We start from the raw sequence: 26,670 nt of genomic DNA, 5'->3' as shown, positions 1-26,670 counted from the left end.
AAAAGACAGGCGATTGAATGCCTGTCGTTTTTCTTTGTTGTGGATAAATTAGAGGAGATCAGAAAATGAGAGTTACAGTTAGTTCGTGTTTGTTAGGGATAGACTGCAGATATTGTGGAGATGGTTATCCACAAGAAGGAATTTTGAAATTAATTAAGGACCATCAAGTGATTCCATTATGTCCTGAACAATTAGGGGGTTACCTATTATTCTACGGCAATCAGTTGAATTGGTGAATGGGCGTGCTGTGGATAAGTTTAGATGTGATATGACGGAGTAGTTTTTAAAAGGGGCAGAAGAGGTTGATAAGATTGCTCATTTATTTGAAGTTAAGGTTGGAATTTTAAAAAGTAATAGTTCATCGTGTGGTTGTGGATAAGTTTATGATGGAACATTTAGTGGTCAATTAACGAGTGGCGATGGAATGACAGCCCGTTTATTGAAGAAATCGGATATTAAAATTTATAATGAGGATAATTTCAAGAAAGCTTTCTAATATTAAGTTTTCTACGACATTTTTCACCACCTATTTAATAAAAAAATCGAAGTTTGTAAATAATAATCACTAATAAGATTAGTCGTTTCAAAAAGTTCAAAATTTACTGATCAAGCGCCAAATTTATTTTTCATAACCTATCATTTCGTGGTAAAATATTAACAAGTATGACTTTAGGAGGGTTAATATGGGGAAAATTATCGCTATAACGAACCAAAAAGGTGGAGTTGGTAAGACGACATCTAGTATTAACTTATCAGCATCCTTGGCTTACTTGGGTCATAAAGTATTACTTGTTGATATGGATCCCCAAGCTAACGCCTCTACTGGTATTGGTGTTTATAAAGGCGATGCTGAGTTAACTGTTTTTGATTTATTGGTGGATGAAATTCCAACTAATCAAGTAATTTTAAAAACGAATGAAGAAAATTTATTTTTAATTCCATCGTCTCAAGAATTAGCAGGATTTGAGTCGATGATTGTCATGGAAAAAGACCGTGAGTTTAAGTTATTACCAAAACTTGAACAAGTCAAAGAATATTTTGATTATATTATTATCGATTGTCCACCATCACTTGGACTTTTGACAATTAATGCGTTATCTGCAGCAGATTCGACATTGATTCCAGTACAATGTGAGTATTATGCATTAGAGGGATTAACACAATTATTAAATACAATTCGTATTGTTCAACGCCGTTTAAATCGAAATTTATCGATTGAAGGGGTGTTATTAACAATGCTTGATCGCCGTACTCGTTTAGGATTAGATGTAATCAATGAAGTTAAATTATATTTCAAAGAGAAAGTGTTTAATACTATTATTCCACGTTTAGTTCGTTTAAGTGAGGCGCCATCATTCGGAAAGTCAATTATTGCTTATGATCAAAAATCGTCAGCTGCTCAATTTTACATTGATTTAGCTAAAGAGGTGGTTAAAAATAATGTCGACTAATAGATTAGGAAGAGGTTTAGGTGCACTATTTCAAGAGCATGATATTGAGAGTCTTGAATCGTTTGAGCAAGTCAAAGAAGGGGAAGTGATTCACCAATTAGAGGTGAAGAGTTTAAGACCTAACCCATATCAACCACGAAAGTATTTTGATGAGAATAAGATTAAAGAATTAGCGATGTCAATTAAAGAACATGGTGTGTTCCAACCTATTATCGTTAAAAAAGATATTAAAGGTTATATTATTATTGCAGGGGAGCGCCGATTTAGAGCTGCTCAAAAAGCGGGATTACCAACTATTCCAGCAATCATTCGTGAGTTTAATGATCATTTAATGATGGAATATGCATTAATTGAAAATTTACAACGTGAAGATTTAACAGCCATTGAGGAAGCCGAAGCTTATCGTCTGTTAATGCAAAAATTAGATTTAACTCAAGAGCGCTTAGGTGAACGTCTTGGAAAGAGTCGTGCCTACATTGCCAATACGATGCGTTTATTACAGTTACCACGCTCTGTGCAAGATGATATTGAAAATGGTGTCATTTCAGTTGGACATGGAAAAGTATTAGCTGGGTTAAAAGATGAAGAATTAATTTTAAAGTTTACGAATATTATTAAAGAAAAACAAATTTCAGTGCGTGAGTTAGAAGATTTAGTAAAACAAGTTGGAACGGCTCAAGCTGAAGAAGATAAAAAGACGAAAAGAGAAGTAAACCCCCATTTAGAGTACGTGGAGTCGAATTTGAAATCGTATTTTGGAACGAAAGTCAAACTTAAAGAAAAGAATGGGAAAGGTCAAATCATTATTGATTATATGACTATGGATGATTTAAATCGTTTACTCGAGAAGATGGGTTTAGAATAAAAACTAAGGAGTGAGCTATTTGAATTTATTATTTTTATCAAATGTATTAGCTGATAAAATTCAGAACTTTTTGGCAACAGATCAGTTAAATACTTTTTTAATCAATGCTGGATTTAAAATTGTTAGTGTTATTTTAATCCTTGTAATTATGTCAATCGTCAGAAAACTCGGTAAGAATATGATTAAAAAAGCATTTGCCGTGAATATTGAACGTATTCAAAAAGTAACGGGAGGAACGGAAAGACGAAAAGAGACGTTTGAAAGTTTAGCTCTTAATATTTGGCGTTATGCGGTGAATATTGTTTTAATTTTATGGTTATTATCGGTTTTTGTCTCATTAGATAAGTTATTAGTCGCTTCAAGTGCACTTGTTGTGGTCATTGGATTTGCGGCAAAGAGTATGCTTGATGATATCACCATGGGATTCTTTATTATTTTTGAAGATTTATTTTCAGTTGGAGATTTTATCGAAATTGATGGAAATACCGGAACAGTTACAGAAATCGGATTACGTTCAGTTAAAATTCGTGTTTTAACGGGTGAAATCGTGATTATTCCAAATGGGAATATTGGAAAAGTTATTAACCATTCGGTCTCAAATGGTCAAGCGGTATTAGATATCGGAATCGCCTATGAGGCGGATCTTGATAAGGCGATTTCAGTTTTACAGAAGGTTGCGTCAGAAGCTTTTAATCAATATGACGATATCCTTCAAGTTCCTCAAGTTTTAGGGGTACAGGAATTAGCAGATTCAGCTGTGGTGATTCGTATGATAGCTGAAGTCTCACCACTTCAACAGTGGCACATTCAACGTGAATTACGTCGCTTAATCAAGTTGACGTTTGACCGAGAGAATATTGAAATCCCTTACTCTAAAATGATGGTTTATCAAAAGAATGAAGGGAGTCCATCTCATGAATAATGTGACATTTGGTTTAAATGATATTGTTGAGATGAAAAAGCCACATCCTTGTGGCACAAATCGTTGGCAAGTGGTCCGTTTAGGCGCAGATATCAAGATTAAATGTTGTCATTGTGAGCGTATGTTAATGATGCCACGACCTGAATTTAAGAAAAAGATGAAGAAGGTTTTAGAGTCAGCACAAGAGAGTGAAAATATCTAATTTTAAAACTGGAAAAAAAGCGTTGAAATCAATGGATTTCAACGCTTTTTATTTGGGATTAACGTATTAAAAAAATGTAAATTATGCTATAATATATATAGAAAGAAAAAGGTGATTAGCATGCGAACTGAAGTATTTATTACAAGTGAATTTATTACTCTTGGACAGTTTTTAAAGTTCGAGAATCTTATTGAAAGTGGTGGAAGTGTAAAGTTCTTCTTAGAAGAAATTCCTGTCTTTATTAACAACGAGCAAGATAACCGCCGTGGTCGTAAACTTTATCCTGGAGATGTGGTTTCGATTGAAGAATTTGGTGAGTTTATCATTGTAGCTGAGTAGTAAAGGAGATTATCATTGTTTATCAATCGATTGTCACTTAAACAGTTTAGAAATTATCAAGATGCTTGTGTAGAGTTTAAGAAGAATATCAATATCATCATCGGAAATAATGCACAAGGAAAGACGAGCTTGATTGAATCAATTTACGTGTTATCGACGACAAAGTCGCATCGAACAAGTAAAGATTCACAGCTGATTTTATTTAATGAAGACTTTGCCCGTATTGAGGCAGATATTACGCGAGAACGGGATGATTTGCATTTATCTTTAGTTATTTCTAAAAAAGGTAAGAAGGCAAGTTATAATGGAATCGATCAAAAGAAATTAAGTGAGTATGTCGGTAAGCTTATTGTGGTGATGTTTGCACCTGAGGATTTATCGCTAGTTAAAGGTGGACCACAGTATCGTCGACGCTTTATGGATATGGAGATTGGACAGTTATCCCCAACTTACTTATTTCATTTAGGACAGTATTCGAAATTGTTAAAGCAACGTAATGAGTTATTGAAACAGCTTCGTATGAATCGCTCGAATGATTTGCTTTTAGATGTCATTACAGAGCAATTAGTGCCTCATGCGGTTTATGTGCTAAATAGTCGGATTGAGTTCTTAAAGAAGCTTGAGAGTTTTTCGAAAAAAGTTCATGGTGAGATTTCAAATCAATTAGAAGAAATAGGTTTAGATTATATCAATTCATTTAAGAACCTTGAGTTAAATGAAGAAACAATTTTACAGAAATATAAAGATTTATATGATCAGGATATTCAATTAGGATCAACTAGTTTAGGCCCTCATCGAGATGACTTTAGTGTTTCAATTAATGGTGTGAATACACATCAGTTTGGCTCACAAGGTCAACAACGAACAGCTTCGTTATCGATGAAGTTAGCTGAAATCGAGTTGATTTATTCTGTTTTAAATGAGTATCCCATTTTATTGTTAGACGATGTTTTAAGTGAATTAGATGATGCACGTCAAACACAGCTATTAAATACGATAAAAAATAAAGTTCAAACCTTTATAACGACAACGAATATTGATGGAATCGATGAAAATGTCATTGAACTGGCTGATATTTTTACCATTAATAACGCGAAGATTAGGATAGGTGATAAGAATGACGCAAGAAGTATCGAAAACACAACAGTATGATGCTAGTAATATTCAAGTATTAGAGGGTCTTGAAGCGGTTCGTAAGCGCCCTGGGATGTATATCGGTTCAACAAGTGGCCGTGGATTACACCATTTAGTTTGGGAAATTGTTGATAACTCAATCGATGAGGCATTAGCTGGATACTGTACAGAAATTAATGTTGCAATTACTGAAGATAATGAAATCATCGTTAAAGATAATGGACGTGGGATTCCAGTTGATATTCATAAACAAACTGGAAAATCAACAGTTGAGACAGTTTATACGGTTTTACATGCCGGAGGAAAATTCGGTGGTGGCGGATATAAAGTTTCTGGGGGATTACATGGTGTAGGTGCCTCTGTAGTAAATGCCTTATCTGAACACTTAGAAGTAACAGTAAGTCGTAATGGTAAAAAGTATTTCCAACAGTTTGAAAAAGGAAATCCAATTGATGAATTACACATCATTGGTGAATCTGATTCTACTGGTACTGAGGTTAAGTTTAAACCGGATCCAACTATTTTCACAGAAACGACAGTTTATGACTATGATATTTTACGCAACCGTATTCGTGAGTTAGCCTTTTTAAACAAAGGATTAAAAATTACATTAGAAGATCTTCGTTCAGATAAACCACAACGCCATGAGTTCCATTATGAAGGTGGAATTAGTGAGTATGTACGCTTCTTAAATAAGAATAAAGAAGTCATTCATGAAGAAGTGATTCATGTTGAAGGTGAGCGCGATGGAATTAGTGTTGAAATCGCGATGCAATATAATACAGGTGTAGCTGGAAATATTTATTCGTTTGCGAATAACATTAATACGCACGAGGGTGGAACGCATGAAGCGGGATTCCGTGCCGCATTAACTCGTATTATTAACAGTTATGCGAAAAAATTAAATTTATTAAAAGGTGACGATGCATTAATCGGGGAAGATATTCGTGAAGGATTAACAGCGATTATTTCTGCGAAGCATCCAGATCCACAGTTTGAGGGACAAACAAAAACGAAGTTAGGAAATAGCGAAGTTCGTCGTATTGCGGATAATATTTTCTCTGAAGGATTTGAACGTTTCTTGATGGAGAATCCACAAGCAGCTAAAATCATTATTGATAAAGCATTAATGGCGGCTCGTGCTCGTATGGCTGCAAAACGTGCGCGTGAGATGGTACGTCGTAAGTCTCCACTTGAATCATTAGGATTTAAGAGCAAGTTAGCCGATTGTCAGTCACGTGATGCGAATATTTCTGAATTATTTATCGTCGAGGGAGATTCTGCCGGAGGATCAGCAAAACAAGGTCGAGATAATAAATTCCAAGCAATTTTACCTCTTCGTGGTAAGGTTTTAAATGTTGAAAAAGCTCGTATTGATAAAGTTTATGCGAATAACGAAATTAAAAGTATGATCCATGCGATTGGAACAGGTGTTGGAGATGAATTTGATATCGAGAAAGCTCGTTATCATAAAGTGGTTATCATGACCGATGCCGATGTCGATGGAGCACATATTCGTACGTTATTATTAACATTCTTCTACCGTTATATGAGACCTTTAGTAGAGCATGGGTATGTCTATATTGCGCAACCTCCTTTATATAAAGTTTCTCAAGGAAAAAAGGTAGAATATGCTTATGATGAAAAACAATTAGAAGAGATTATGTCTAGTTTAGCAGCAACGCCTCGTCCAAATGTTCAACGTTACAAAGGGCTTGGAGAGATGAATGCTGAGCAGTTATGGGAAACAACAATGGATCCAGAAGTACGTACATTATTACAGGTTACTCTTGAGGATGCTGTTGAAGCTGATGAAATTTTTGATATTTTAATGGGTGATCGCGTAGAGCCACGTCGAGAATTTATAGATGCTAATGCTAAATACGTTAAAAACCTAGACTACTAATTTGAAGCAATCACATCTATAAGGAGGAACGAAAATGTCTGCATATGATCAAATTAAACCGCATAATATTGCTAAAGAGATGAGAACTTCATTCATCGATTATGCGATGAGTGTTATCGTATCACGTGCCTTACCAGATGTTCGTGACGGGTTAAAGCCTGTTCACCGTCGTATTTTGTATTCGATGAATGATTTAGGGATGCACAGTGATAAGCCATATAAGAAGTCTGCTCGTATCGTCGGGGACGTTATTGCCAAATATCACCCTCATGGGGATTCATCAGTTTATGATGCAATGGTACGTATGGCACAGGATTTTAGTTATCGCTATCCATTAGTAGATGGACATGGAAACTTCGGTTCAATTGACGGTGATGGAGCGGCCGCTATGCGTTATACTGAAGCAAGAATGTCTAAGCTTGCGATGGAAATGATGCGTGATATCAATAAAAATACGATTGATTTCCAACCAAACTTTGATGGTGAAGAACAAGAACCTATCGTTTTACCTGCTCGTTTTCCAAGCTTATTAGTCAACGGGACAACAGGGATTGCTGTTGGGATGGCGACTAATATTCCACCACATAACTTATCTGAAGTTATTGATGGATGTTTAGCTTATATGGATAATCCTGAAATTGATGTTTTAGGATTAATGCAATTTATTAAAGGACCAGATTTACCAACAGGTGCTTTAATTTTAGGAACAAAAGGAATCCGTTCGGCGTATGAAACGGGGAATGGATCAATCATGATGCGTTCAAAATGTGAAATTGTTGAAGGTCATGGTGGAAAATATTCAATTTTAGTCACTGAAATTCCTTATCAAGTAAACCGTGAGCGTTTAATTGAAAAAATCGCGGAATTAGTTAAGGAAAAACGTTTAGATGGAATTACAGACTTACGTAATGAGTCAAACCGTGAAGGAACACGTATTGTTATTGAATTGCGTAAAGATGTTAATCCACAAGTGATGTTAAATAATTTATTTAAATTAACTCAATTACAAGTGTCTTATGGAATTAATATGTTAGCACTTGTAGATGGACAACCTAAAGTTTTAAACTTAAAAGAAATTATTGCCGCATATATCAAACACCAAGTTGAGGTTATTGTCCGTCGTACGCAATTTGATTTAAATAAAGCAGAAGATCGTGCTCATATCTTAGAAGGGCTTCGTATTGCCTTAGATCATATTGATCGTATTATTGCGATTATCCGTGGTTCATCTACAGATGAAGAGGCATTAAATTCATTAATGTCTGAATTCTCGTTATCTGAACGCCAAGGGAAAGCTATTTTAGAGATGCGTTTACGCCGTTTAACAGGATTAGAGCGCGGTAAAATCGAAGAAGAATATCAAGGGTTAGTCGCATTAATTGCTGATTTAAAAGATATTTTAGCGAACGAAGACCGTGTTCATGCGATTATCCGTGAAGAGTTGTTAGAAGTAAAACACAAACATGGAGATGAGCGTCGTACAGAAATCGTCCGTGGATCTGACTTTGATATTGAAGATGAAGATTTAATTCCAGAAGAACAAGTCATCATTACATTAACAAATAATGGTTATATTAAGCGTCAGCCAATCTCAACATATCGTTCACAAAACCGTGGTGGACGTGGTGTGCAAGGAATGGGAACACATGATGATGATTATGTTAAGGAATTATTATCAACATCTACTCATGATCATTTATTATTCTTTACAAGTAAAGGAAAAGTTTATCAGAAGAAAGCTTATACAATTCCTGAGTACGGTCGTACAGCTAAGGGATTACCAATTGTTAATATTATTGAGATTGCCCAAGATGAGTACATTAGTGCAATCATTCCTGTTAAAGAGTTTAATGATGAAGAATTCTTATTCTTCGCGACTCGTTCAGGGGTTGTAAAACGTACCACATTATCAGCATTTGGTCATATTCGTACTAATGGTTTAATTGCTCTTTCTTTACGTGAAGATGATGAGCTAATTGGTGTAAGAAAAACATCTGGTAACGATGACATTATTATTGCATCAAGTGGTGGAAAAGCAGTTTGGTTTGAGGAAACTGAAGTTCGTCCGATGGGACGTACAGCTGCCGGAGTCCGTGGTATCTTCTTAGAAGAGGGAGAAGTAGCAGTAGGAATGGAAATGGTCACAATGAATCAGGAGATTTTAGTTGTTACAGAAAACGGGTTCGGTAAACGTACTTCAATTCAAGAATATCGTAAAACAAAACGCGGTGGAAAAGGTGTTAAAACATTAACAATTACAGAGAAAAATGGGACATTAGTAGCCATGAAGGCTGTAAATGGTGATGAAGATTTATTAATCGTGACAAATAAAGGTGTTATTATCCGTACACCAATTCATCAGATTTCTCAAACGGGACGTGCAACACAAGGGGTTAAATTAATTCGTTTAACAGATGATCAATTAGTATCAAGTGTAGCAGTTGTTGAACATGAAGAGGCTGAGGAAACTGAAACAACTTCAACAGAAGAATAGAATGGTTACATACAAATAATTAGGTCTTATGCGCATATAATTAGAAACACGATATATACTAATATTGACAAAAAAAATAGTTAATGCTATATTACAATTAAATAAAAAAGCATTGATTAGGAGTAGTACTTTTTACTTGATAGCATAGAGAGTCAGTGGTTGGTGGAAACTGATGTATGAGTAACTAGAAATCAACCTAGGAGTGGAATGAAGAACACAATGGTTAGTATTCATTCACGGTCTAACCGTTATCTTTGTAAGTGGTCTCACTGAAATGTTCCACGTGGAACGCTTAGTGAACAACTAGGGTGGCAACGCGGGTTAAATCTCGTCCCTAATTTAGGGACGGGATTTTTTTGTTTTCTAGAACGACTAATCAAAATCAACTAATAGGAGGAAACACACATGTTAGATTTAAAACGAGTACGTGAAGATTTACAAGGTACAATTAATCGCTTAGAAACACGTGGTGGAGATTTCAGTTATTTAAATAAAATTACTGAGTTAGATGAACAACGTAAAAACATCATTTTAGAAGTAGAGCAATTAAAATCAAATCGTAATGAAGTATCTAAATTAATCGGACAATATAAACGTGAGAAAAAAGATGCTTCTGAATTATTAGCTCAAATGAATGGTGTTGGAGAAAAAGTTAAAGAATTAGATGAACAATTACGCAACATCGATGAAGAAATCAAAAATCTTTTATTAGGTACTCCAAATGTTCCATGTGGAACAATTGCAGTTGGTAAAGATGAAAATGATAATGTTGAAATTCGTAAATTTGGAGAACCAACTAAGTTTGACTTCGAACCAAAAGCACACTGGGATTTAGTAACTGATTTAGATATTATTGATTTTGAACGTGCTGGAAAAATTACAGGAAGCCGTTTTGCTGTATATAAAGGGTTAGGAGCTCGTTTAGAGCGTGCTTTAATTAGCTTTATGTTAGATTTACATACAGGAGATCATGGCTATACTGAGATTTTACCTCCAGTTATCGTTAATCGTGCAAGTATGACAGGGACTGGACAATTACCTAAGTTTGAAGAGGATGCATTTAAATTAGTGGATACTGACTACTTCTTAATTCCAACAGCTGAGGTTCCAGTTACAAACTTACACCGTGATGAGATTTTAAACGCTGAACAATTACCAATTAAATATACAGCATATAGTCCATGTTTCCGTGCAGAAGCTGGTTCAGCTGGTCGGGATACTCGTGGTATTATCCGTCAACATCAATTCAATAAAGTTGAATTAGTTAAGTTCGTTAAACCAGAAGATTCTTATGAAGAATTAGAAACTTTAACAGCAAATGCTGAAAAAGTATTACAATTATTAGGATTACCATACCGTGTCATCGAATTATGTACAGGAGATATCGGATTCTCTGCTGCTAAAACATACGATATCGAAGTGTGGTTACCATCTTATAATGAATATAAAGAGATTTCTTCTTGTTCAAACTTTGAAGATTTCCAAGCACGTCGTGCAAATATTAAATTCCGTCGTGATGCAAAAGCTAAACCTGAATTCGTTCATACATTAAATGGTTCAGGGCTTGCAATTGGACGTACAGTAGCTGCTATTATTGAAAACTACCAACAAGCTGATGGAAGCATTGTTATTCCAGAAGTATTACGTCCATACATGCGTAATTTAGAAGTTATTAAATAAGCATTCCATAAGAAAAAGAGTACCTTAGGTACTCTTTTTCTTATGGAATGCACTAGGATACTCTATCTTTAATTAAAATATTAGGATAATAGATCATCTAAATTGAGTAATCAGGTATATTATCTTCTCGTTTGCTACATTTGCCAGTATTCCTATGTAATGTGGACATAACAGACAAAGAAGTGATATGATTTAACCGTGTGTATGTTTATAATCAAATGATTAGAGTTTTAAGTGATGAGTATCGAATCCCTTAAGTTTTTATTAATCATCATAAGTGGTTATCTTTTATGAGATAGTCTTTCTTTTTTTATCAAATTGATGCTTAATAGGGGTTTGTACTGGATTCATCATGATAAAAATGTTAAAATGAATAATCGAAATAAAAAAGGCTTATTTGGAGTATAAAAAAAGTTTTTTGAATAGAAGAACAGGTGATAGAATGAGAATCTGTGTATTGTCGAGTGGAAGTGTCGGAAATGCAACGATTATTGAAACGGAACAGACAGCAATTTTAATTGATAATGGGTTATCGTTAAAAAAATTACAGGAATTGATTAAAAAAAGTGGATTTGATGAAAATAGAATAGAACATATTTTAATTACTCATGAGCATGGTGACCATATTAAGGGTGTAGGGGTTTGTACTCGTAAGTGGAAATTAAATGTTTGTGCAACGGCAAAAACGATTGATGAGATGTATCGTAAAAATATTATCAAACCAGGTTTTGAACAGACGACAGCGGTTGAAAAAAATGTTTGGTTCGATCTAGGGGATTTATCGATTATGCCATTTAGAATTTCTCATGATGCGGTTGATCCGGTAGGTTATATGATTAAGCAAGGTGAAAAGACGCTTGTTTATGTGACAGATACCGGATATATTACGGGTGATATTTTAAAAACATTAGGAAATGCAGATGCCTATATTATGGAGGCGAATCATAATGTAGAGATGCTTCAGATGTGTAATAGGCCATGGTCGTTAAAACAACGTATTTTAGATGATTGTGGTCATTTATCAAATGAAGATTCAGCGTATGCGATGAGTCAGTTAATTGGGGAAAAGACGAAACATATTTATTTAGCTCATTTAAGTCAGGATGCTAATTTACCTGATTTAGCAGAAATGACAGTTCGTCATATTTTAAAAGAAGAAAATGTTGATTTAAGTAAGTTAAATTTACATATGACGTATGCGATGCATCCATCGAAAGTGATTACGTTATAGGAGGAATAGGTATGTACAGTTGTTTAGAACATATTGAAGAGTCAATGGATCGTTTTTTAGATGAGTATGGAAAGTTACCAATTTTAGTTGAAGTAGAAATTGAACATAAATGTGAGCACTGCGATCAAGTAGCCGTTTATAAAGTGATTGAAGGTATGATGGTCGAAGATGAGGATGAGCTATAAAATCTAGAAAAGTTAGACTAATCATACTGAATAATAGGTTCTAATCTTCGCAGAGATTCTAGTATAATCTCTGCGAAGATTTTATAATAGATAACAATAAAAAATTCCCTGATTAAATGAGGGAATTTCTTTTCATGTATTGGAGGTTTTTTAATGAATATTACAATTATTTCAGTCGGAAAGATTAAGGAAAAGTATATTAAGCTAGGGATTGAGGAGTTTTCTAAACGTTTATCTCGTTATTGTAAGTTAACAATGGTTGAAGTTCCGGACGAAAAAACGCCTGATAATGCGTCAGAACGTGAAATGGAACTGATTAAAGATAAAGAGGGAAAACAAATTTTAAATAAAATTAAAGATAATATGTATGTGATTGCGATGGATTTACAAGGTGATATGAAGACATCTGAGCAATTTGCTAAACAGTTAAGTCAATTAGCTTTAAGTGGAGATAGTAATGTGGCTTTCATTATCGGTGGTTCACTTGGTTTATCTGACGAAGTGAAAAAACGTGCGAATTATAAATTATGTTTTTCTAAAATGACATTCCCTCATCAATTATTTAAGTTAATTTTATTAGAACAAGTCTATCGTGCCTATCGAATCAATAATAACGAACCGTATCATAAATAGAATAAATTAAAAAATACTTCAATTGATTATGTTAAATTTTAAACGAATTTATTCATCCATTGAAGTATTTTTTTGAATTTTTATAAGAGAATCAAAGAGGATTGAAATAAAGGATAAACTAAAATTTTGTTTTAAAAATGTTGAGTCCTAAGATAAAAACTTTCAATAGGAAGTTTATTATCGTATTCTATTAGAGACGGAACATATTGTGGATTGGGTTTATGAGGTGTGAATCAGTTAATAGAAGATTTAACGTGGAAAGATAACCATAAAAGTTTTAGAGCTGCTCAACTTCTTTCTAATTTAGCTATAAGTGATCATGAGAAAAGAATGTTAGTTGATTTTGCTAAACTATATGACGTGGCTAAAAATCCTAAATTTGTGATGGCAAGACATAGTTTGCAAAGAATTTGGCAAGTTGTATTAGCCGGTGAAGAGCAAAAAGATATGATTATGAATCATTTGATTGAGGGTTTTAAAAGTTGAACAGATGAAAAAAATTATACTTTAATTCGATTTGATATCGTGAATGGCTTCAAAAATCTATCTGTTCATTTGAATGACGAAGAAATAAAACTAAAGGCATTAAAATTAATTAAATTAGAGGAAGAGATTAAGTATAGAAAGAAATATACAAGGATATGAAATGAAAAGAGACGTTAATTTCGATAAAAATGAAGCATAAGAGAGTGTATCTATTCTGATACAGTCTCTTTTTTATTTGGAACTTTGTCAAATAGTGTTGCTGATTAAATGGTGACTTGCTTACAATGAATAATTAAATGGAAATCCTAGTGGCTAATCTGCTAGGATTTTTCTTTTTGGTTTGGTTAAGTTTTGAATCATGAGAATACGGAATTTAAAATGATAGAAACTACGATAGCCAAAGGCAATACGCTTAATCACTTTAATTTTGTTATTGATTCCTTCAATCGGACCATTGGTGTATGGCGTTGTGAGCGTATTTTTAATGTAAGATTGATACATTTTAAAGGTTTGAAAAGCGGTTTGAAGTTCAGGAGAGATAAGAGGGTGTTCTATTTCAAGTAAGTGATTGAATCGATCTAAGTTTTTTGTTTGAAGAGCGAAAAGTAAGTCTTGATAAAGATCATAAGTCGATTTTAGCTCAGGAGATAGATCGAGTAGAAAGTTTAAGATATCAATTTCTCGCATCGGTTGTTTGAAACAGTAAACCGATCGATAAGTGGTGGTATTGAGCAGTGTTCACAATGAGTGGGGTGATAAGATAAAATTCCTTTAAAAATAAAGCTAGTCACACCATTTAATTTCACTTCCTCAAGATAATCTTCCGGGAATGTAATGTTTTTATCTTTAATATTTAAGAGTTTTCTAGTAAAATATGAGTTAGACATCAAATTCAATCCTTTCAATATTGTTTTAGCCGATAACATTGTAACAGGATAGAGACGTGATGTCTTTTTTTTTTATGCCATGAAAAAAGGCGTTGCTTAGTCAGCAACACCAAATATTATAGAACTCCATATTAGCAATAGCATTTGGTGTGGCTCCCATTCCAAACCCACAGGTTGCAGAGGCAAAGACAGCTCCTTCGTAATTTTTTCCCATGATACGGTAGGTAATAAAGTAGGCAAATAGTCCAACTAATACAACTTGAGCGATAAGCATCACAAGTAGTGGTAAAGCTAAATCGAGTAGTTGCCATAGTTTAAGTCCCATTAATGCCATCGTTAAGAAAAAGGATAGTGAAAGACCACCAATTGTCTCGATTTCTTTTTCATCAATTGATCGTCCTCTGAAATCAAAGAAGTTTCTGATAGTAGCTGCGACTAACATTGCACCAATGTAAGATGGGAAGGTGAATCCTGATTTTTGAATCAGGTCTGAGACAATTGAACCGCTTCCCATTGCGATAAATAAGAAACAAGATGCATTCATTAATTTTTTAAATGATAAAAGATTATGATTCTCTTCATTATAGTCTCCCATTTCTGTTGGAGGTGTTGATGATGATTCATGACGAACTGTTTTTAATTGATGTCTAATAATTAGGTTACGGGCAACTAATCCACCAATAATGCTTCCCATAATTAACCCAAAAGTTGCGGGGGCGACAGCGACCGTTGTTGCTCTAGCAACCCCCATCCCTTCAAGCATCGGTCCAAATGATCCAGCTGTCCCATGTCCACCAATCATAGGAATGGATCCCGTACAAAGACCGAGTAAAGGATTTAAATTGAAGAGTGAAGTTAGTATGACACCGATTGTATTTTGTAAAGTGACTAGTAATGCAGCAAGACCAAGGAAGATTATAACCTGTTTACCTCCTTGTTTTAAAATTTTAAAGCTAGCGGTGAATCCAATACTAGTAAAGAAAGCAGTCATAAATAAATTTTGTAAACTCATATCTAGATTAATCGTTGCTAAATTCGTTTCATGTAGTAATAAAATGAATAAGGCAAAAATAAATCCTCCAACAACTGCAGGTGGAACGCAATATTTTGATAAAATTGAGAATCTATTTCTCGTATATCGACCAAGATAGAAGACGATAGAAACTAATGCCATCGTTTCATAGATGTTTAAATTAAGCTCCATATAGCATAGTATTCTTTCTATTAGATATAAATTTTATCTACTATTAGTATAGTCATCTTTTATTATATCAAATGTTTATCTCAGATAATATGAAGGATGAGCTTATGAATTCTTCAGGGTATTTTTCATTTTTCAAAACTATATTAAAATGATTTTAATCAATCGGATGTATAATCGTAGAATATTTTCTTTAGAACGGATAAAGGTGATGTAATTATATAAGTCCAGATAAGTTTTTCATATCGGAAAACTTTTAGCTGGACTATAGTCTGCCTTAGTATTAAAGCAATTGCTCAACTAAGATTGATGTACAATAATGAAATACATTTCTGTTTCTATATAGAATTAAAATTACTCAAAAATCAAAACAGTGAATCGATGATACTGTATTGCCAAGTTAAGCTTAAAATTGATAACTTGTACGATGCGTACAGGGTATTTTTTATGTTTACGAAAAATAAGGTGTCTGATAAGCTAGTAATTATAGATAGGAGTGGAGTTGGATGTTACGTGAAAAAGGATATGATGAGGCGTTATTTAATCATTTAAGGATTGATTGTTCGAAGTGTTTTGGTCTTTGTTGTGTGGCGTTGTTTTTTTCGAAGTGCGATGGGTTTCCAACAGATAAGGTAGCAGGAAAACCCTGTTTAAATTTAAAGGATGATTTTAGTTGTTACATTCATCAAAACCTTCGTAATCAAGGGCTTAAAGGTTGTACGACGTATGACTGTTTTGGAGCAGGTCAGAAGGTGGCGCAAGTTAATTATGAAGGTGTGAGTTGGAAGGAAAATTCAAATGTTGCACAACAGATGTATGATGATTTTCTAGTCGTTAGACAGCTCCATGAGATGATGTGGTATTTAACAGATGCTTCGACGTTCATTTTACCTAAAGAATTAAAAGAAAAGTTACATCTGCTGATAAAAGAAACAGAAAAATTAACGGAGGAGCCTATGATTGTAGAGGTGGATGCTTATCGTTTGAAAGTTAATACATGTTTAAAAGAAGTACAGGCGTATGTCAGTCAAAAAGTAGCAGGAAATCAAGTCATTTCAGGATTTGATTTTATCGGAAAAAATTTAACGAAAAAATCTTTGAGAGGGGCTAATCTTGCGGGTTCACTATTAATTGCAGCTAATTTAAGACATACGGATTTATCGGGCGCTAATTTAATTGGAGCTGATTTACGTGATGTAGATATTCGTGATGCGAATTTATCAGACTGTTTATTTTTAACGCAAATTCAGGTGAATTCAGCAAAAGGAAACGCAGCAACAAAATTACCTAGATGGATTGTTCGGCCGAGTTATTGGGAAAAATAGTAACATTTTATTAAATGCTACTATTTTTTTAGGACTATTATTTTATTTAAGTACTTTTTTATTGAAAATGTATAGTGTCACTGGTGAAGCTATTCCAATTGGAGATGGACGAAATCATTTTGATGCCGTATGTGGGTAAATGACTGTTGTTGATGGACACCGTCATGATTTCTTATTCAAAACTGAAATGGATGCCTCTTTAGTTTAATTTTATCAGCCCTTTGTAGGTAGGAAGCATAGTATTTTAATTTTTGAAACTGAAAACTACGTTGAATGAAAAGAACCTATTATTCTTAAAATAATAGGTTCTTTTTAAGTTATTTCATCAGTTAATAGGTATTTTTTTATTATAGATAATATCTTAGCTCATGAACTAAGTTGTCTTCAATTTTAATTAATTGGTGAACGATTTCTTTTACATCATCTTGTGAATTAGGGTATTGATTTAAATATCTAGAGATAGATTTAATTCCCATATTACAACCTTCTGTTATAATATCAGCTATCTTTTCATCAACATCACCCGTAAGTAGTTTTAGATTGGTACTCATCCAAGACATAGCTTTAGCGATAGTACTTGGTTCCTTATCTTTATCATGAAATTCATTTAGTTTTTGATGTGTTAAATTTCCTAATTTTTTGTGTTCTTCAAGAGAATTTTTTAAAAGTGTTATTAATTTTTCATTTTTAGCTTTATTGATGACTTCATCTAAGCTCTCAACTGCCATTTTGATTCCTGCATTACATTCGTTCAAAAGTTTAATAGTATCTTGTGTTGGCATGATGTCACCTTCCTTTAAATATAAAATTATTGTTTGGAATTTCATTAACTTTTATTCTATAGGTTGGATAAGGGGGATCATAAAAAAGTGGGACAAATAATTTGTCTCACCTTTTTTGGTTCTTCATTTAAATTTTTATTAACATCTATTTAAAACACAGCGTTAAATTAAAAAGATTGGTTAGGAATAAGTACCCTTTTATATCCATTCGAATACTATGTTACTAGAAAGGAGTAGGATAAAGCATGAATTTAGAAGAGAATAGCTATCAGCAAGATTCTAAGCAATGGCAGGATAAGTGCAATCGTTTATTATATTATCATGTTGTCTTAACCTTGAAAGATGGAAATACTGTTGATGGAATTATTGGACGTGTTGACGATGATCAAGTCATTGTGTTAGTAGGTGAAAATGTCATAGAAGATGAGAGCCGCTTTGGGAGACCTCTAGGTGGTGGAGGAGGAAGATTCCGACGCTTTGGACCAAGAGGATTTCCTTTTGCTAGCATAGCAGCCTTATCATTACTAGCTTATCCATTCTTTTTCCCGCCATATCCTTACTATTATCCATATTATCCTTATTAATAAGTGTAATGAAGTAGATGTCTATTTAGGAGTTAGAGCTAGTATTTTATGACTATAATATTGGCTCTTTTTTAATGTAGTTTATTCTAAATAAGAGAAAGGGTGAAATAAGGTGTGTACAGCCATTACATTAAAAACAAGCGAAAATCATCATCTTGTTGGACGGAATTTTGATATTCACCCAATGAATGATTTATCAGTTGCTTTAGTTCCACGAGAATTTGAATATGTAAATCGTGTGACGAATGAAGAAATGAAAACGAAATATGCAGTTTTAGGAATGGGATTATTTTATGAAAATCATATTCTTTTTTGTGATGGAGTAAATGAAAAAGGATTATCTTGTCTGATGTTACAATTATCTAAGTTTTCTACTTGGAGTCATAAAATCAGGAAGGATAAGGTCAATATAGCCCCATATGATGTAGCTTTTTGGGTTTTATCTAATTTTTCAACGATTTCTGAATTAATGGAAGGTCTTAAACAGTTAAATATTGTGGCTCTTCCTGATGATCAAACGGCATTATCGACAGAAATTCATTGGCTTGTTAGTGATACGAGTGGCCAATCAATCGTCATTGAGAGAACAAGAGATAAGTTAACGGTTTATAATAATAAGGTAGGCGTTTTAGCAAATTCGCCAACCTTTGATTGGCATTTAAATAACTTGGATCGTTATATTAATGTCAAATCAGATCAGCCAGAGGAAATCAAATGGGGACAACAAATGTTATCAACTTATTCTAATGGCTTTGGTACGATTGGACTTCCTGGCGATTTTTCATCTCCGTCAAGATTTGTAAAAGCTGCTTTTTTACGAAATCATGTGAATGTTGGGGATAGTGAAGAATCAGCAATTAGTGAATGCTTTCATATACTAGATAACGTTGCTATACCACGTGGAGTGGTTGATAATTCAACAGGAAAAGAGTGTTTTTTGACTCAGTATAGTGCATGTCTTTGTTTAGAGACTCAATTATATTATTATAAGACCAGCAGTAATCAGCAAATTCAAGTCATTGATTTAAACAAAGAAAATTTAGATGCTAAAGGATTAAAACTATTTCCTTATCCAACAAGATTAACAGTCCAGGATCAGAATTAGAAAAATCATATCAAAAGATATGATTTTTTTTGCTATAAATTAAACTTTTATATACCAAAGGGGGAACAGCTATATTGATGAATGATTTTCTGTCTTTTGTAAAAGTGCCATACTGAGTTAAATAAGAAGGAAGATGTTAGAGGGACACTTGTCCATAATTTTTCATGATAAGAGAATAAATAGATAGAATATTGAGTCTTTAAGAATTGCTTATGAGGGGGATGTTGTTATGTTAGGTTGTGGAAAACGGGCAAATTTTAATTGTTATAAAGGTCTTGGAAGGATGAAAATTTTTATTTATACTAGATGATAAAGAAATGATGATGAGTGATTATTATGTTATTGATGAAGTTATCCACAACTTAGATTGTTTCATCGAGTGGTTTGGAAAAGTTTCAACTGAGGATTATTTTGTCTTATATCTATATATAAACAGATAAGTATTCTACATCTTGAGTAGCAAATAAAAAATACTGATATGTTTTATCTATCAAGGCAGCCTATAGTCCAGTTAAAAATTTTCTCTGAAGAAAATTTATCTGGACTTATATAGTTATTTCAGAAAGGATGATTTTAATGAAAATTGGAGTGATTTCAGATACGCATAATGTTTTAAGAGATGATGTGTTAATCTATTTAAAAGAATGTGATTATATTATTCATGCTGGAGATGTTTGTAAAGAAGAGATCATTGAACGATTAAACGAGATCGCAAACACGTTTGTCGTACGTGGAAATAATGATAAATTTGAGGGCTTGCCTGATTATTTAGAGCTTGAGATGAATGAGTTGTTAATTTACGTGGTTCATGATAAAAAAGATATTCCTAAACATGTGGATAACTTTGATTTAGTGATTTATGGGCATTCTCATAAATATGAATATGAAGTGAAGGATGGGGTGGTCTATTTAAATCCAGGTGGTTGTGGACGACGACGCTTTTCCTTGTCATTGACGATGGCTATTGTTACGATAGAAGATAAGGAAATAAAGGTGACACGAATTAATCTTGAAGATTAATAAAAATTTAGATTTATCATACAATCAAAAATTTTATTAATGAATTAAGGATTTAACGATGATTAAGATTCATTAAGGTCGTATATTCTAATAAAGGATTAAGATTTAATGATTCAACTGTAGAGGCAACTTTGAAAAAAGTTGTTTTTTATGATATGATAATGACTTATGAGAGTCGTTAGAATGGAGGAATAAAGATGTCAGCTTTACCAAATTGCCCTAAATGTAATTCAGAATATACATATGAAGATGGAAGCATGTTAGTTTGCCCAATGTGTGCTCATGAATGGAGCCCTGCTGCTGAGGCAGAAGCTGCAGAAGCAAACGTAATCCGTGATGCTAATGGAAACATCTTAGCTGATGGAGATACTGTTACAGTTATCAAAGATTTAAAAGTTAAAGGAAGTTCTTCAGCTATTAAGCAAGGAACTAAAGTTAAAGGAATCCGTTTAGTTCATGATTCAGCAAATGGTCATGATATCGATTGTAAAATTGATGGATTCGGAGCAATGAGCTTAAAATCTGAATTTGTTAAAAAAATCTAGCTAAAAAGACGTTCAAAATGAACGTCTTTTTAATTTGTAAGATAGAACTTATTTAAAGGAGATGCTAACTAGTCATTAAAATCGCTGAAGTAACTAATAATAGAATAGCTTATTTAACGGGATGGGATTGACGGGGAAATCGAAAAGATCTGACTCATATCGACTGAGTGCTATAAATGAATTTGTGGATAACCATTTTTAGAGCAGTTCAGTATTATCCACAAGGTACAAGCGTATCACATAGGAAGAGATTATGATTTTAGTTTTCTTATCCACAGCAGGAGAGCGGTCATAGGGGAGATAACTATCCAGGATAATAATCTGTTTTTATAATGCAGAAAAAAATGCATTAAATCTCGATAAATTTATAAAGAGTAGTTGTTTAAAGACTTCGTCTTTTGTACTATAATCCATAGATAGAGTTAAAGATGAAAGGATGAATCAAAATGTCGTTACCAAAAGACTTTTTAGATAAAATGCAGACGTTACTTAAAGAGGAGTATGAAGCGTTTATTAATAGCTATGAACAAGAGAAGTCTCTTGGGCTACGTGTTAATACATTAAAAACAACATTAGACCAGTTTGAAACATTAAATAAGTTTGATTTAAAATCAATTCCATGGGTCCCTGAAGGTTATTTTTATCAGCAAGCTGACCGTCCAGGCAAACATCCTTATCATGAAGCAGGTGTTTATTATATTCAAGAACCGAGTGCGATGTCAGTTGGGACTTTTGTTGAAGCTGTACCAGGTGAAAAAGTACTAGATTTATGTGCAGCTCCAGGTGGAAAAAGTACACATGTGGCTTCTCAGTTGCAGCAAGAAGGATTGTTAATCACGAATGAAATTTATCCACAGCGTGCTAAAATTCTTTCGCAAAACATTGAGCGCATGGGAATTAAAAATGCAGTTGTGGTTAACGAAAGCCCACAGAAATTAGCAAAGCATTTCCCTTCATATTTCGATCGTATCGTTGTTGACGCGCCATGTTCAGGAGAAGGAATGTTTAGAAAAGATGAAGTGGCACAAGAAGAATGGAGTTTAGAAAACGTTCGAATTTGTGCAGATCGTCAAGCTGATATTTTAGAAGAGGCTGCTACGATGTTAAAACCAGGCGGACGTATTGTTTATTCAACTTGTACGTTTGCACCAGAAGAAAATGAGCAAGCAATTGGCGCGTTTATTGAATCACATCCCGAATTTAAAATTGAATCGATGAAAGCTTATGAGGGCTTTAAACCGGGACGTCGTGAATGGTCAAATAGTGAGGCTGAAGGCATTGAAGAAACTTACCGTTTATGGCCACACTATATCCATGGGGAAGGACACTATGTTGCTGTATTAAGAAAAACAGAAGATGCTGAGTTTAAAGAGCCAAAACGTCAGTATGTGAAGCCATTAAATGATAAGAAGAAGATTCAAGAATTTTTAATGTTCGCGAAAGTTGCATTAGTTGAAGTTCCTAAAGGGGATTACGTGTTATTCGGTGATCAATTATATATTGTTCCAGAGGAGATGCTAACCTTTGATAAATTAAAAGTGGTTCGTGCTGGGTGGCATTTAGGAACAATGAAGAAAAATCGTTTTGAACCTTCACATGCCTTGGCGTTATCATTAAGTCCACAAGACGTGAAGCATTCTATCTCATTTGCAGCAGATAGTGATGAAATTCGTGCTTATTTACGCGGTGAGACAATTCCCTTTGAAGGAGAAAAGGGATGGTATTTAATTTGTGTCGATGGTTACTCACTAGGATGGGCTAAACTTGCAAACAATATGTTAAAGAATCATTATCCAAAAGGATTACGTTGGAATTAATCATATTTAAAAGCCGCCTTAATGATAGAGGTGGCTTTTCATTTTTCTATGAAAATTGAGATAGCTATTTACAAAAAAAATTAATAAATATGGAAATTCATTGTAATTTTAAGAACAACATAATATAATAAAGTGGTAAAAATGAATATAGACTCGTATATACCTGGTAATATGGACTGGGCGTTTCTACCTGCAAACCGTAAAAGTGCGGACTACGAGGCGTTGTTGGATGATTTTTTGATATATAATTTTTTATTATATATCTATTCGCGCAGCACCTCGTTTTAAAATGGGGTGCTGCTTTTTTTATAACTACTTGGCCATAAGTAGGTAAGTCCAGATAAATTTTATCTGGACTATAGTTAGCCTTGAATTAAAAAAGGCCTAGGAACTGAGGATAATTTTTCATAATGTAGACTATTTCTCTGTTTCTATTAGAAAAAGGAGTGTATGATGAAGATGAGTAACAAAGAACAAATTGGGAGTCAAACAAATTTAATTTATGGAGTCGATGATAATCCGACGGTTGGAAAGAAAGTTTTATTTGGATTGCAACATATTTTTGCAGCTTTTTCAGGAATTGTCGTCGTCCCACTTGTTATTTCAGGAGCATTAGGATTTGATAGTGCCATGACCACGTCACTAATTAGTGCTTCAATTTTAGCAGCCGGTCTAGCAACTATTATTCAAGCTTATGGAGTAGGGCCTGTTGGGGCTCGCGTGGCTTGTATTATGGGAACAGATTTTACGTTTGTGTCTCCTGCGATTTCAGTAGGATCAACGTTAGGAATGGCTGGTATTGTTGGAGCAACGATTTTAGGTTCATTATTTGAAATTATTTTAAGTTTCTTTATTAAACCGTTAATGAAGTTATTCCCACCAATTGTAACAGGAACAGTAGTTTGTTTAATTGGATTAACGTTATTACCCGTGTCTATTGACTGGGCAGCTGGTGGAACGGGTTCAGCTGATTATGGAAGTTTATTAAATATCTCTATTGCGATGTTAGTTTTAGTTGTTACACTATTATTAAATCGTTATGGTAAAGGAATGATTAGTAGTGCTTCTATCTTAATTGGGATGATTGTTGGTTATGTGGTTTGTATTCCATTTGGGATGGTTGACTTTACAGCAGTAACAGAGGCAAGTTGGTTTACGATTCCTAACATTTTGGAGTATGGAATCATTTTTGATTGGAAGGCTGTTTTAGCATTTATTCCTGCTTATTTCGTAACGACGATTGAAACAGTCGGATGTTTAAAAGCCATTGGAGAAACATCTGATGTTGAAATGACAGATAAAAAAATTGGGGCTGGAATTTTAGCTGATGGTTTTGGTAGTATTTGTGGTGGATTAGTAGGGTCATTCTCTAATACATCATTTAGCCAAAATGTTGGTTTAATTTCTTTAACGAAAGTTGCAAGTAAGCATGTAGCAGTAATGGCAGGTATTTTACTTGTTTGTTTAGGGCTATTCCCTAAGTTAGCAGGTGTCATTAATGGAATTCCACAACCTGTTTTAGGCGGGGTTGGACTTGTGATGTTTGGTATGGTGGCTGCAGCTGGAATTAAGACATTAAGTCGTGTTGAGTTAACAGACCGTAATCTTTTAATTATTGCAACTTCAATGGCATTAGGTTTAGGTGTAACGTTCCGCCCAGAGTTTATTTCGGGATTACCTGAAGCGTTACAAATGATTTTTTCATCAGGAATTTCAACAGGAACGATTGTTGCATTAGTTTTAAATTTAGTATTAAAAGAGACTCAAGTGAGTGCAGAAAAGTTAAAAAAAGTGGAGGTTGCTTAGGTGGAAGCTTTAAAACAACGAATTTTAAATGATGGAATGGCATTAAATGAGACAGTTCTAAAGGTAGATTCTTTTTTAAATCATGGGGTTGATGCTCATTTAATGTATAACATCGGAACTGAGTTTAAGAAATATTTCGAAAATCATGGAGTGACTAAAATCTTTACGATTGAAAGTTCTGGAATTGCACCGACGGTTATGACAGCAATGCAAATGAACTTACCGATGGTGACATTAAAAAAACAAGCATCTAAAATTTTAAAAGGTGACGTGTATCAAACAACTGTTCATTCCTTTACAAAAGCAACAGATTATGAATTAACATTATCTAAGAAATACATCTCAGAAGATGATCATATTTTAATTATTGATGATTTCTTAGCCAATGGTGAAGCGGCTTTAGGTGCGATTCGCTTAGTTGAAGAAGCAGGAGCAAAAGTAGCGGGAATTGGAATTGTTATTGAAAAATCATTCCAACCAGGACGTCAATTATTAATCGATAAAGGATATGACGTGTATTCCCTAGCACGTGTAAGTAAATTAGGTGAAGGAATCATTGAATTTATAGAAGAATAAAAGCAAAAGCGAGACTCTTTGAGTTCTCGCTTTTCTTATTTATAAGATTACTTCTCATATAAGTAATCGCGTGTGAGTGGAAGATGATTATTTACTCCTTTAGTGAACACAATTTGGTGAAGATCAATGACACCATTATTAAATGATGCCGCACAAGAGCATAAGTACATTCGCCACATTCGAATAAAGCGTTCATCGAATTTTTTGCTAATTTCATAAATATGGTCTTCGAAGTTTTTGTACCAATGAAGAAGTGTCATGCGATAGTGAGGACGTAAGTTTTCAACATCTATGACATGGAAGTTATAGTTAGCAGACAAAGAGATGATTTCCCGTAAAGAAGGGATGGTTCCACCAGGGAAGATATATTTTCGAATCCATGCATCTCCCTCACCTTCTTTAACGCCACTAATGTAGTGAAGAACGAAAATCCCTTCTGGTTTTAAAACGGCATTGACATTTTTTAAGAATAGATCGTAATTTGTACGTCCGACATGCTCAAGCATCCCAACACTAACGACTTTATCAAATTGTAAATTAGAATGTTCAAGATCGCGATAATCCATTAATTTGACTGTTAAGTAATCCTCAAGTTGTTCGTTTTTAATACGTTTAGAGAATTCATCGAATTGCTCTTGGCTCAGCGTAATTCCAACACCTTTAACTTTATATTTTTTGGCTGCTGTAATTAAAAGACATCCCCAACCGCAACCGATATCGAGTAGGGATTCACCTTCTTTTAATTGAAGCTTAGCAAGAAGATGATCAATTTTATTAAGTTGTGCTTGATGCAATGATTCATTTTCGTGTTTGAAATAAGCACATGAGTAACAAAGTGTATCATCGAGCCAGAGTTTATAGAAATCATTTCCAATATCATAGTGTGAGGAAACCTCTTCTTTTTGCTTAGCTTTCGCTGTACTATTATGAAATAGTTTAGGAAGTGCCTTAAAATCGGTTGTGAAGTGATCAATATGCCTTAAGATGGCATCTAGTGCTGTATAAAGATCACCTTCAATCTCAATTTTTTTATCCATATAGGCTTCACCAAGGGCTAAAGAGGTACTTGTTAATAGATCTTTTTGATTAATTGGTTCACGAATAAAAACTTTAAAGACTGGTGCTCCCTCACCAATTGTAAAAAACTCATCATCCCAAAATTGAACAGTGAAGGGGACGCTATTGAAGTTTTTAAGTAAGTTTTTAAGAATAATTTTATCGAATGCCATTAACTCCATCCTTTCATTTATCATAAAATATTCAATTATTTTTATTATTTGCCAGAAAATTAATTTTTATAATAAATATGGAATATTTATAAAGAATTGATGATTTAAAATTTAATGAAAGAAGAAATCATAGCAATTAATTTGAGAGACTTATCAATAAATATAGTCTCTCTTTTTATGCTTTTCTAATAATTTTAACGGTGAATTAATATTTTTATCCGAATATTAACAATAAACACGATTTATTAACAATTTTTAACAGTAA

Annotated in this window: 26 protein-coding genes, 1 riboswitch and 1 other annotated feature; of the genes, 22 read left to right on the top strand and 4 right to left on the bottom strand. The window is 33.8% G+C overall.

The window, feature by feature from the left end:
* Positions 1 to 65 precede the first annotated feature (65 nt).
* The 14 genes from J0J69_RS09100 (at position 66) to J0J69_RS09035 (ending at position 13,528) form a co-directional block, all read left to right on the top strand.
* Complete coding sequence (locus J0J69_RS09100; protein ID WP_201023086.1) at positions 66 to 236, top strand: 2-thiouracil desulfurase family protein; 171 nt, start codon at positions 66 to 68, stop codon at positions 234 to 236.
* Positions 237 to 683: 447 nt separating this feature from the next.
* On the top strand, positions 684 to 1,451 hold the full coding sequence (locus J0J69_RS09095; RefSeq protein WP_055243396.1) for a ParA family protein: 768 nt from the start codon (positions 684 to 686) through the stop codon (positions 1,449 to 1,451).
* The gene (locus J0J69_RS09090) at positions 1,441 to 2,316 is read left to right on the top strand and encodes a ParB/RepB/Spo0J family partition protein (protein WP_055304570.1); all 876 of its coding nucleotides are present in this window, start codon (positions 1,441 to 1,443) and stop codon (positions 2,314 to 2,316) included. Before J0J69_RS09095 ends, J0J69_RS09090 begins: the two co-directional genes overlap by 11 nt.
* A 19-nt stretch (positions 2,317 to 2,335) precedes the next feature.
* Complete coding sequence (locus J0J69_RS09085; protein WP_055243394.1) at positions 2,336 to 3,238, top strand: mechanosensitive ion channel family protein; 903 nt, start codon at positions 2,336 to 2,338, stop codon at positions 3,236 to 3,238.
* Positions 3,231 to 3,440: a DUF951 domain-containing protein gene (locus J0J69_RS09080; RefSeq protein ID WP_055243393.1), complete on the top strand. Its 210-nt coding sequence runs from the start codon at positions 3,231 to 3,233 to the stop codon at positions 3,438 to 3,440. Before J0J69_RS09085 ends, J0J69_RS09080 begins: the two co-directional genes overlap by 8 nt.
* Positions 3,441 to 3,560: 120 nt before the next feature.
* Positions 3,561 to 3,779: a S4 domain-containing protein YaaA gene (gene yaaA / locus J0J69_RS09075; RefSeq protein ID WP_055243392.1), complete on the top strand. Its 219-nt coding sequence runs from the start codon at positions 3,561 to 3,563 to the stop codon at positions 3,777 to 3,779.
* A 15-nt stretch (positions 3,780 to 3,794) separates the two neighbouring features.
* Positions 3,795 to 4,931 (top strand): DNA replication/repair protein RecF, encoded by a 1,137-nt coding sequence (gene recF, locus J0J69_RS09070; RefSeq protein ID WP_055276619.1) that lies wholly within the window; start codon positions 3,795 to 3,797, stop codon positions 4,929 to 4,931.
* A complete protein-coding gene (gyrB, locus tag J0J69_RS09065; protein ID WP_055243390.1) occupies positions 4,897 to 6,819 on the top strand; it encodes a DNA topoisomerase (ATP-hydrolyzing) subunit B in 1,923 nt (640 codons plus the stop codon). Before recF ends, gyrB begins: the two co-directional genes overlap by 35 nt.
* A gap of 34 nt (positions 6,820 to 6,853) precedes the next feature.
* Complete coding sequence (gyrA, locus tag J0J69_RS09060; protein ID WP_212724741.1) at positions 6,854 to 9,313, top strand: DNA gyrase subunit A; 2,460 nt, start codon at positions 6,854 to 6,856, stop codon at positions 9,311 to 9,313.
* A 103-nt stretch (positions 9,314 to 9,416) separates the two neighbouring features.
* Positions 9,417 to 9,652, top strand: a binding site (T-box leader).
* Between the two features lie 66 nt (positions 9,653 to 9,718).
* Positions 9,719 to 10,993, top strand: a complete 1,275-nt coding sequence (serS, locus tag J0J69_RS09055) for a serine--tRNA ligase (RefSeq protein ID WP_055243388.1) — start codon at positions 9,719 to 9,721, stop codon at positions 10,991 to 10,993.
* A gap of 442 nt (positions 10,994 to 11,435) precedes the next feature.
* Positions 11,436 to 12,224 carry an MBL fold metallo-hydrolase gene (locus J0J69_RS09050; RefSeq protein WP_212724742.1) on the top strand — a complete coding sequence of 263 codons (789 nt, stop codon included), beginning with the start codon at positions 11,436 to 11,438 and terminating at the stop codon, positions 12,222 to 12,224.
* Positions 12,225 to 12,235: 11 nt separating this feature from the next.
* On the top strand, positions 12,236 to 12,409 hold the full coding sequence (locus J0J69_RS09045; RefSeq protein ID WP_070099762.1) for a CxxH/CxxC protein: 174 nt from the start codon (positions 12,236 to 12,238) through the stop codon (positions 12,407 to 12,409).
* A gap of 153 nt (positions 12,410 to 12,562) precedes the next feature.
* Complete coding sequence (gene rlmH / locus J0J69_RS09040; RefSeq protein WP_055243386.1) at positions 12,563 to 13,042, top strand: 23S rRNA (pseudouridine(1915)-N(3))-methyltransferase RlmH; 480 nt, start codon at positions 12,563 to 12,565, stop codon at positions 13,040 to 13,042.
* A gap of 228 nt (positions 13,043 to 13,270) precedes the next feature.
* A complete protein-coding gene (locus J0J69_RS09035; protein ID WP_202966252.1) occupies positions 13,271 to 13,528 on the top strand; it encodes a hypothetical protein in 258 nt (85 codons plus the stop codon).
* Positions 13,529 to 13,840: 312 nt separating this feature from the next.
* On the opposite strand, the gene J0J69_RS09030 is transcribed toward J0J69_RS09035, so the two are convergent.
* Complete coding sequence (locus tag J0J69_RS09030) at positions 13,841 to 14,215, bottom strand: transposase (RefSeq protein ID WP_212724743.1); 375 nt, start codon at positions 14,213 to 14,215, stop codon at positions 13,841 to 13,843.
* A 300-nt stretch (positions 14,216 to 14,515) separates the two neighbouring features.
* A complete protein-coding gene (gene gltS, locus J0J69_RS09025) occupies positions 14,516 to 15,619 on the bottom strand; it encodes a sodium/glutamate symporter (protein WP_212724744.1) in 1,104 nt (367 codons plus the stop codon).
* Between the two features lie 503 nt (positions 15,620 to 16,122).
* Here gltS and J0J69_RS09020 point away from each other — a divergent pair.
* A complete protein-coding gene (locus J0J69_RS09020; protein ID WP_212724745.1) occupies positions 16,123 to 16,941 on the top strand; it encodes a pentapeptide repeat-containing protein in 819 nt (272 codons plus the stop codon).
* Between the two features lie 347 nt (positions 16,942 to 17,288).
* On the opposite strand, the gene J0J69_RS09015 is transcribed toward J0J69_RS09020, so the two are convergent.
* Positions 17,289 to 17,723: a hypothetical protein gene (locus J0J69_RS09015; RefSeq protein ID WP_055245133.1), complete on the bottom strand. Its 435-nt coding sequence runs from the start codon at positions 17,721 to 17,723 to the stop codon at positions 17,289 to 17,291.
* A 245-nt stretch (positions 17,724 to 17,968) separates the two neighbouring features.
* Here J0J69_RS09015 and J0J69_RS09010 point away from each other — a divergent pair, with 245 nt between their 5' ends.
* The 7 genes from J0J69_RS09010 to J0J69_RS08980 all read left to right on the top strand — a co-directional run bounded on the left by J0J69_RS09010 (position 17,969) and on the right by J0J69_RS08980 (position 25,176).
* On the top strand, positions 17,969 to 18,307 hold the full coding sequence (locus J0J69_RS09010; RefSeq protein WP_212724746.1) for a hypothetical protein: 339 nt from the start codon (positions 17,969 to 17,971) through the stop codon (positions 18,305 to 18,307).
* 112 nt (positions 18,308 to 18,419) lie between these two features.
* Positions 18,420 to 19,412 carry a choloylglycine hydrolase gene (gene bsh / locus J0J69_RS09005; protein ID WP_212724747.1) on the top strand — a complete coding sequence of 331 codons (993 nt, stop codon included), beginning with the start codon at positions 18,420 to 18,422 and terminating at the stop codon, positions 19,410 to 19,412.
* A 576-nt stretch (positions 19,413 to 19,988) separates the two neighbouring features.
* Complete coding sequence (locus tag J0J69_RS09000; RefSeq protein WP_055245140.1) at positions 19,989 to 20,432, top strand: metallophosphoesterase family protein; 444 nt, start codon at positions 19,989 to 19,991, stop codon at positions 20,430 to 20,432.
* Positions 20,433 to 20,629: 197 nt separating this feature from the next.
* Positions 20,630 to 20,977, top strand: a complete 348-nt coding sequence (locus tag J0J69_RS08995; RefSeq protein WP_055245279.1) for a zinc ribbon domain-containing protein YjdM — start codon at positions 20,630 to 20,632, stop codon at positions 20,975 to 20,977.
* 446 nt (positions 20,978 to 21,423) lie between these two features.
* Positions 21,424 to 22,794 carry an RsmF rRNA methyltransferase first C-terminal domain-containing protein gene (locus J0J69_RS08990; protein ID WP_055304557.1) on the top strand — a complete coding sequence of 457 codons (1,371 nt, stop codon included), beginning with the start codon at positions 21,424 to 21,426 and terminating at the stop codon, positions 22,792 to 22,794.
* A 133-nt stretch (positions 22,795 to 22,927) separates the two neighbouring features.
* Positions 22,928 to 23,029, top strand: a riboswitch (purine riboswitch).
* A 218-nt stretch (positions 23,030 to 23,247) separates the two neighbouring features.
* Positions 23,248 to 24,600, top strand: a complete 1,353-nt coding sequence (locus J0J69_RS08985; protein ID WP_237252584.1) for a uracil-xanthine permease family protein — start codon at positions 23,248 to 23,250, stop codon at positions 24,598 to 24,600.
* The gene (locus J0J69_RS08980; protein ID WP_212725877.1) at positions 24,601 to 25,176 is read left to right on the top strand and encodes a xanthine phosphoribosyltransferase; all 576 of its coding nucleotides are present in this window, start codon (positions 24,601 to 24,603) and stop codon (positions 25,174 to 25,176) included.
* A gap of 47 nt (positions 25,177 to 25,223) precedes the next feature.
* Here the strand turns inward: J0J69_RS08980 and J0J69_RS08975 are convergent, their stop codons facing one another.
* Positions 25,224 to 26,405: a class I SAM-dependent methyltransferase gene (locus J0J69_RS08975; RefSeq protein WP_212725878.1), complete on the bottom strand. Its 1,182-nt coding sequence runs from the start codon at positions 26,403 to 26,405 to the stop codon at positions 25,224 to 25,226.
* Positions 26,406 to 26,670 lie beyond the last annotated feature (265 nt).

It is taken from the genome of Turicibacter bilis (assembly GCF_024499055.1).
In the GTDB taxonomy this organism is placed as follows: Bacteria; Bacillota_I; Bacilli_A; order MOL361; family Turicibacteraceae; genus Turicibacter; species Turicibacter bilis.
The sequence above is the reverse complement of the archived record's forward strand: the minus strand, read 5'-3'. Positions and strand labels throughout refer to the sequence as shown.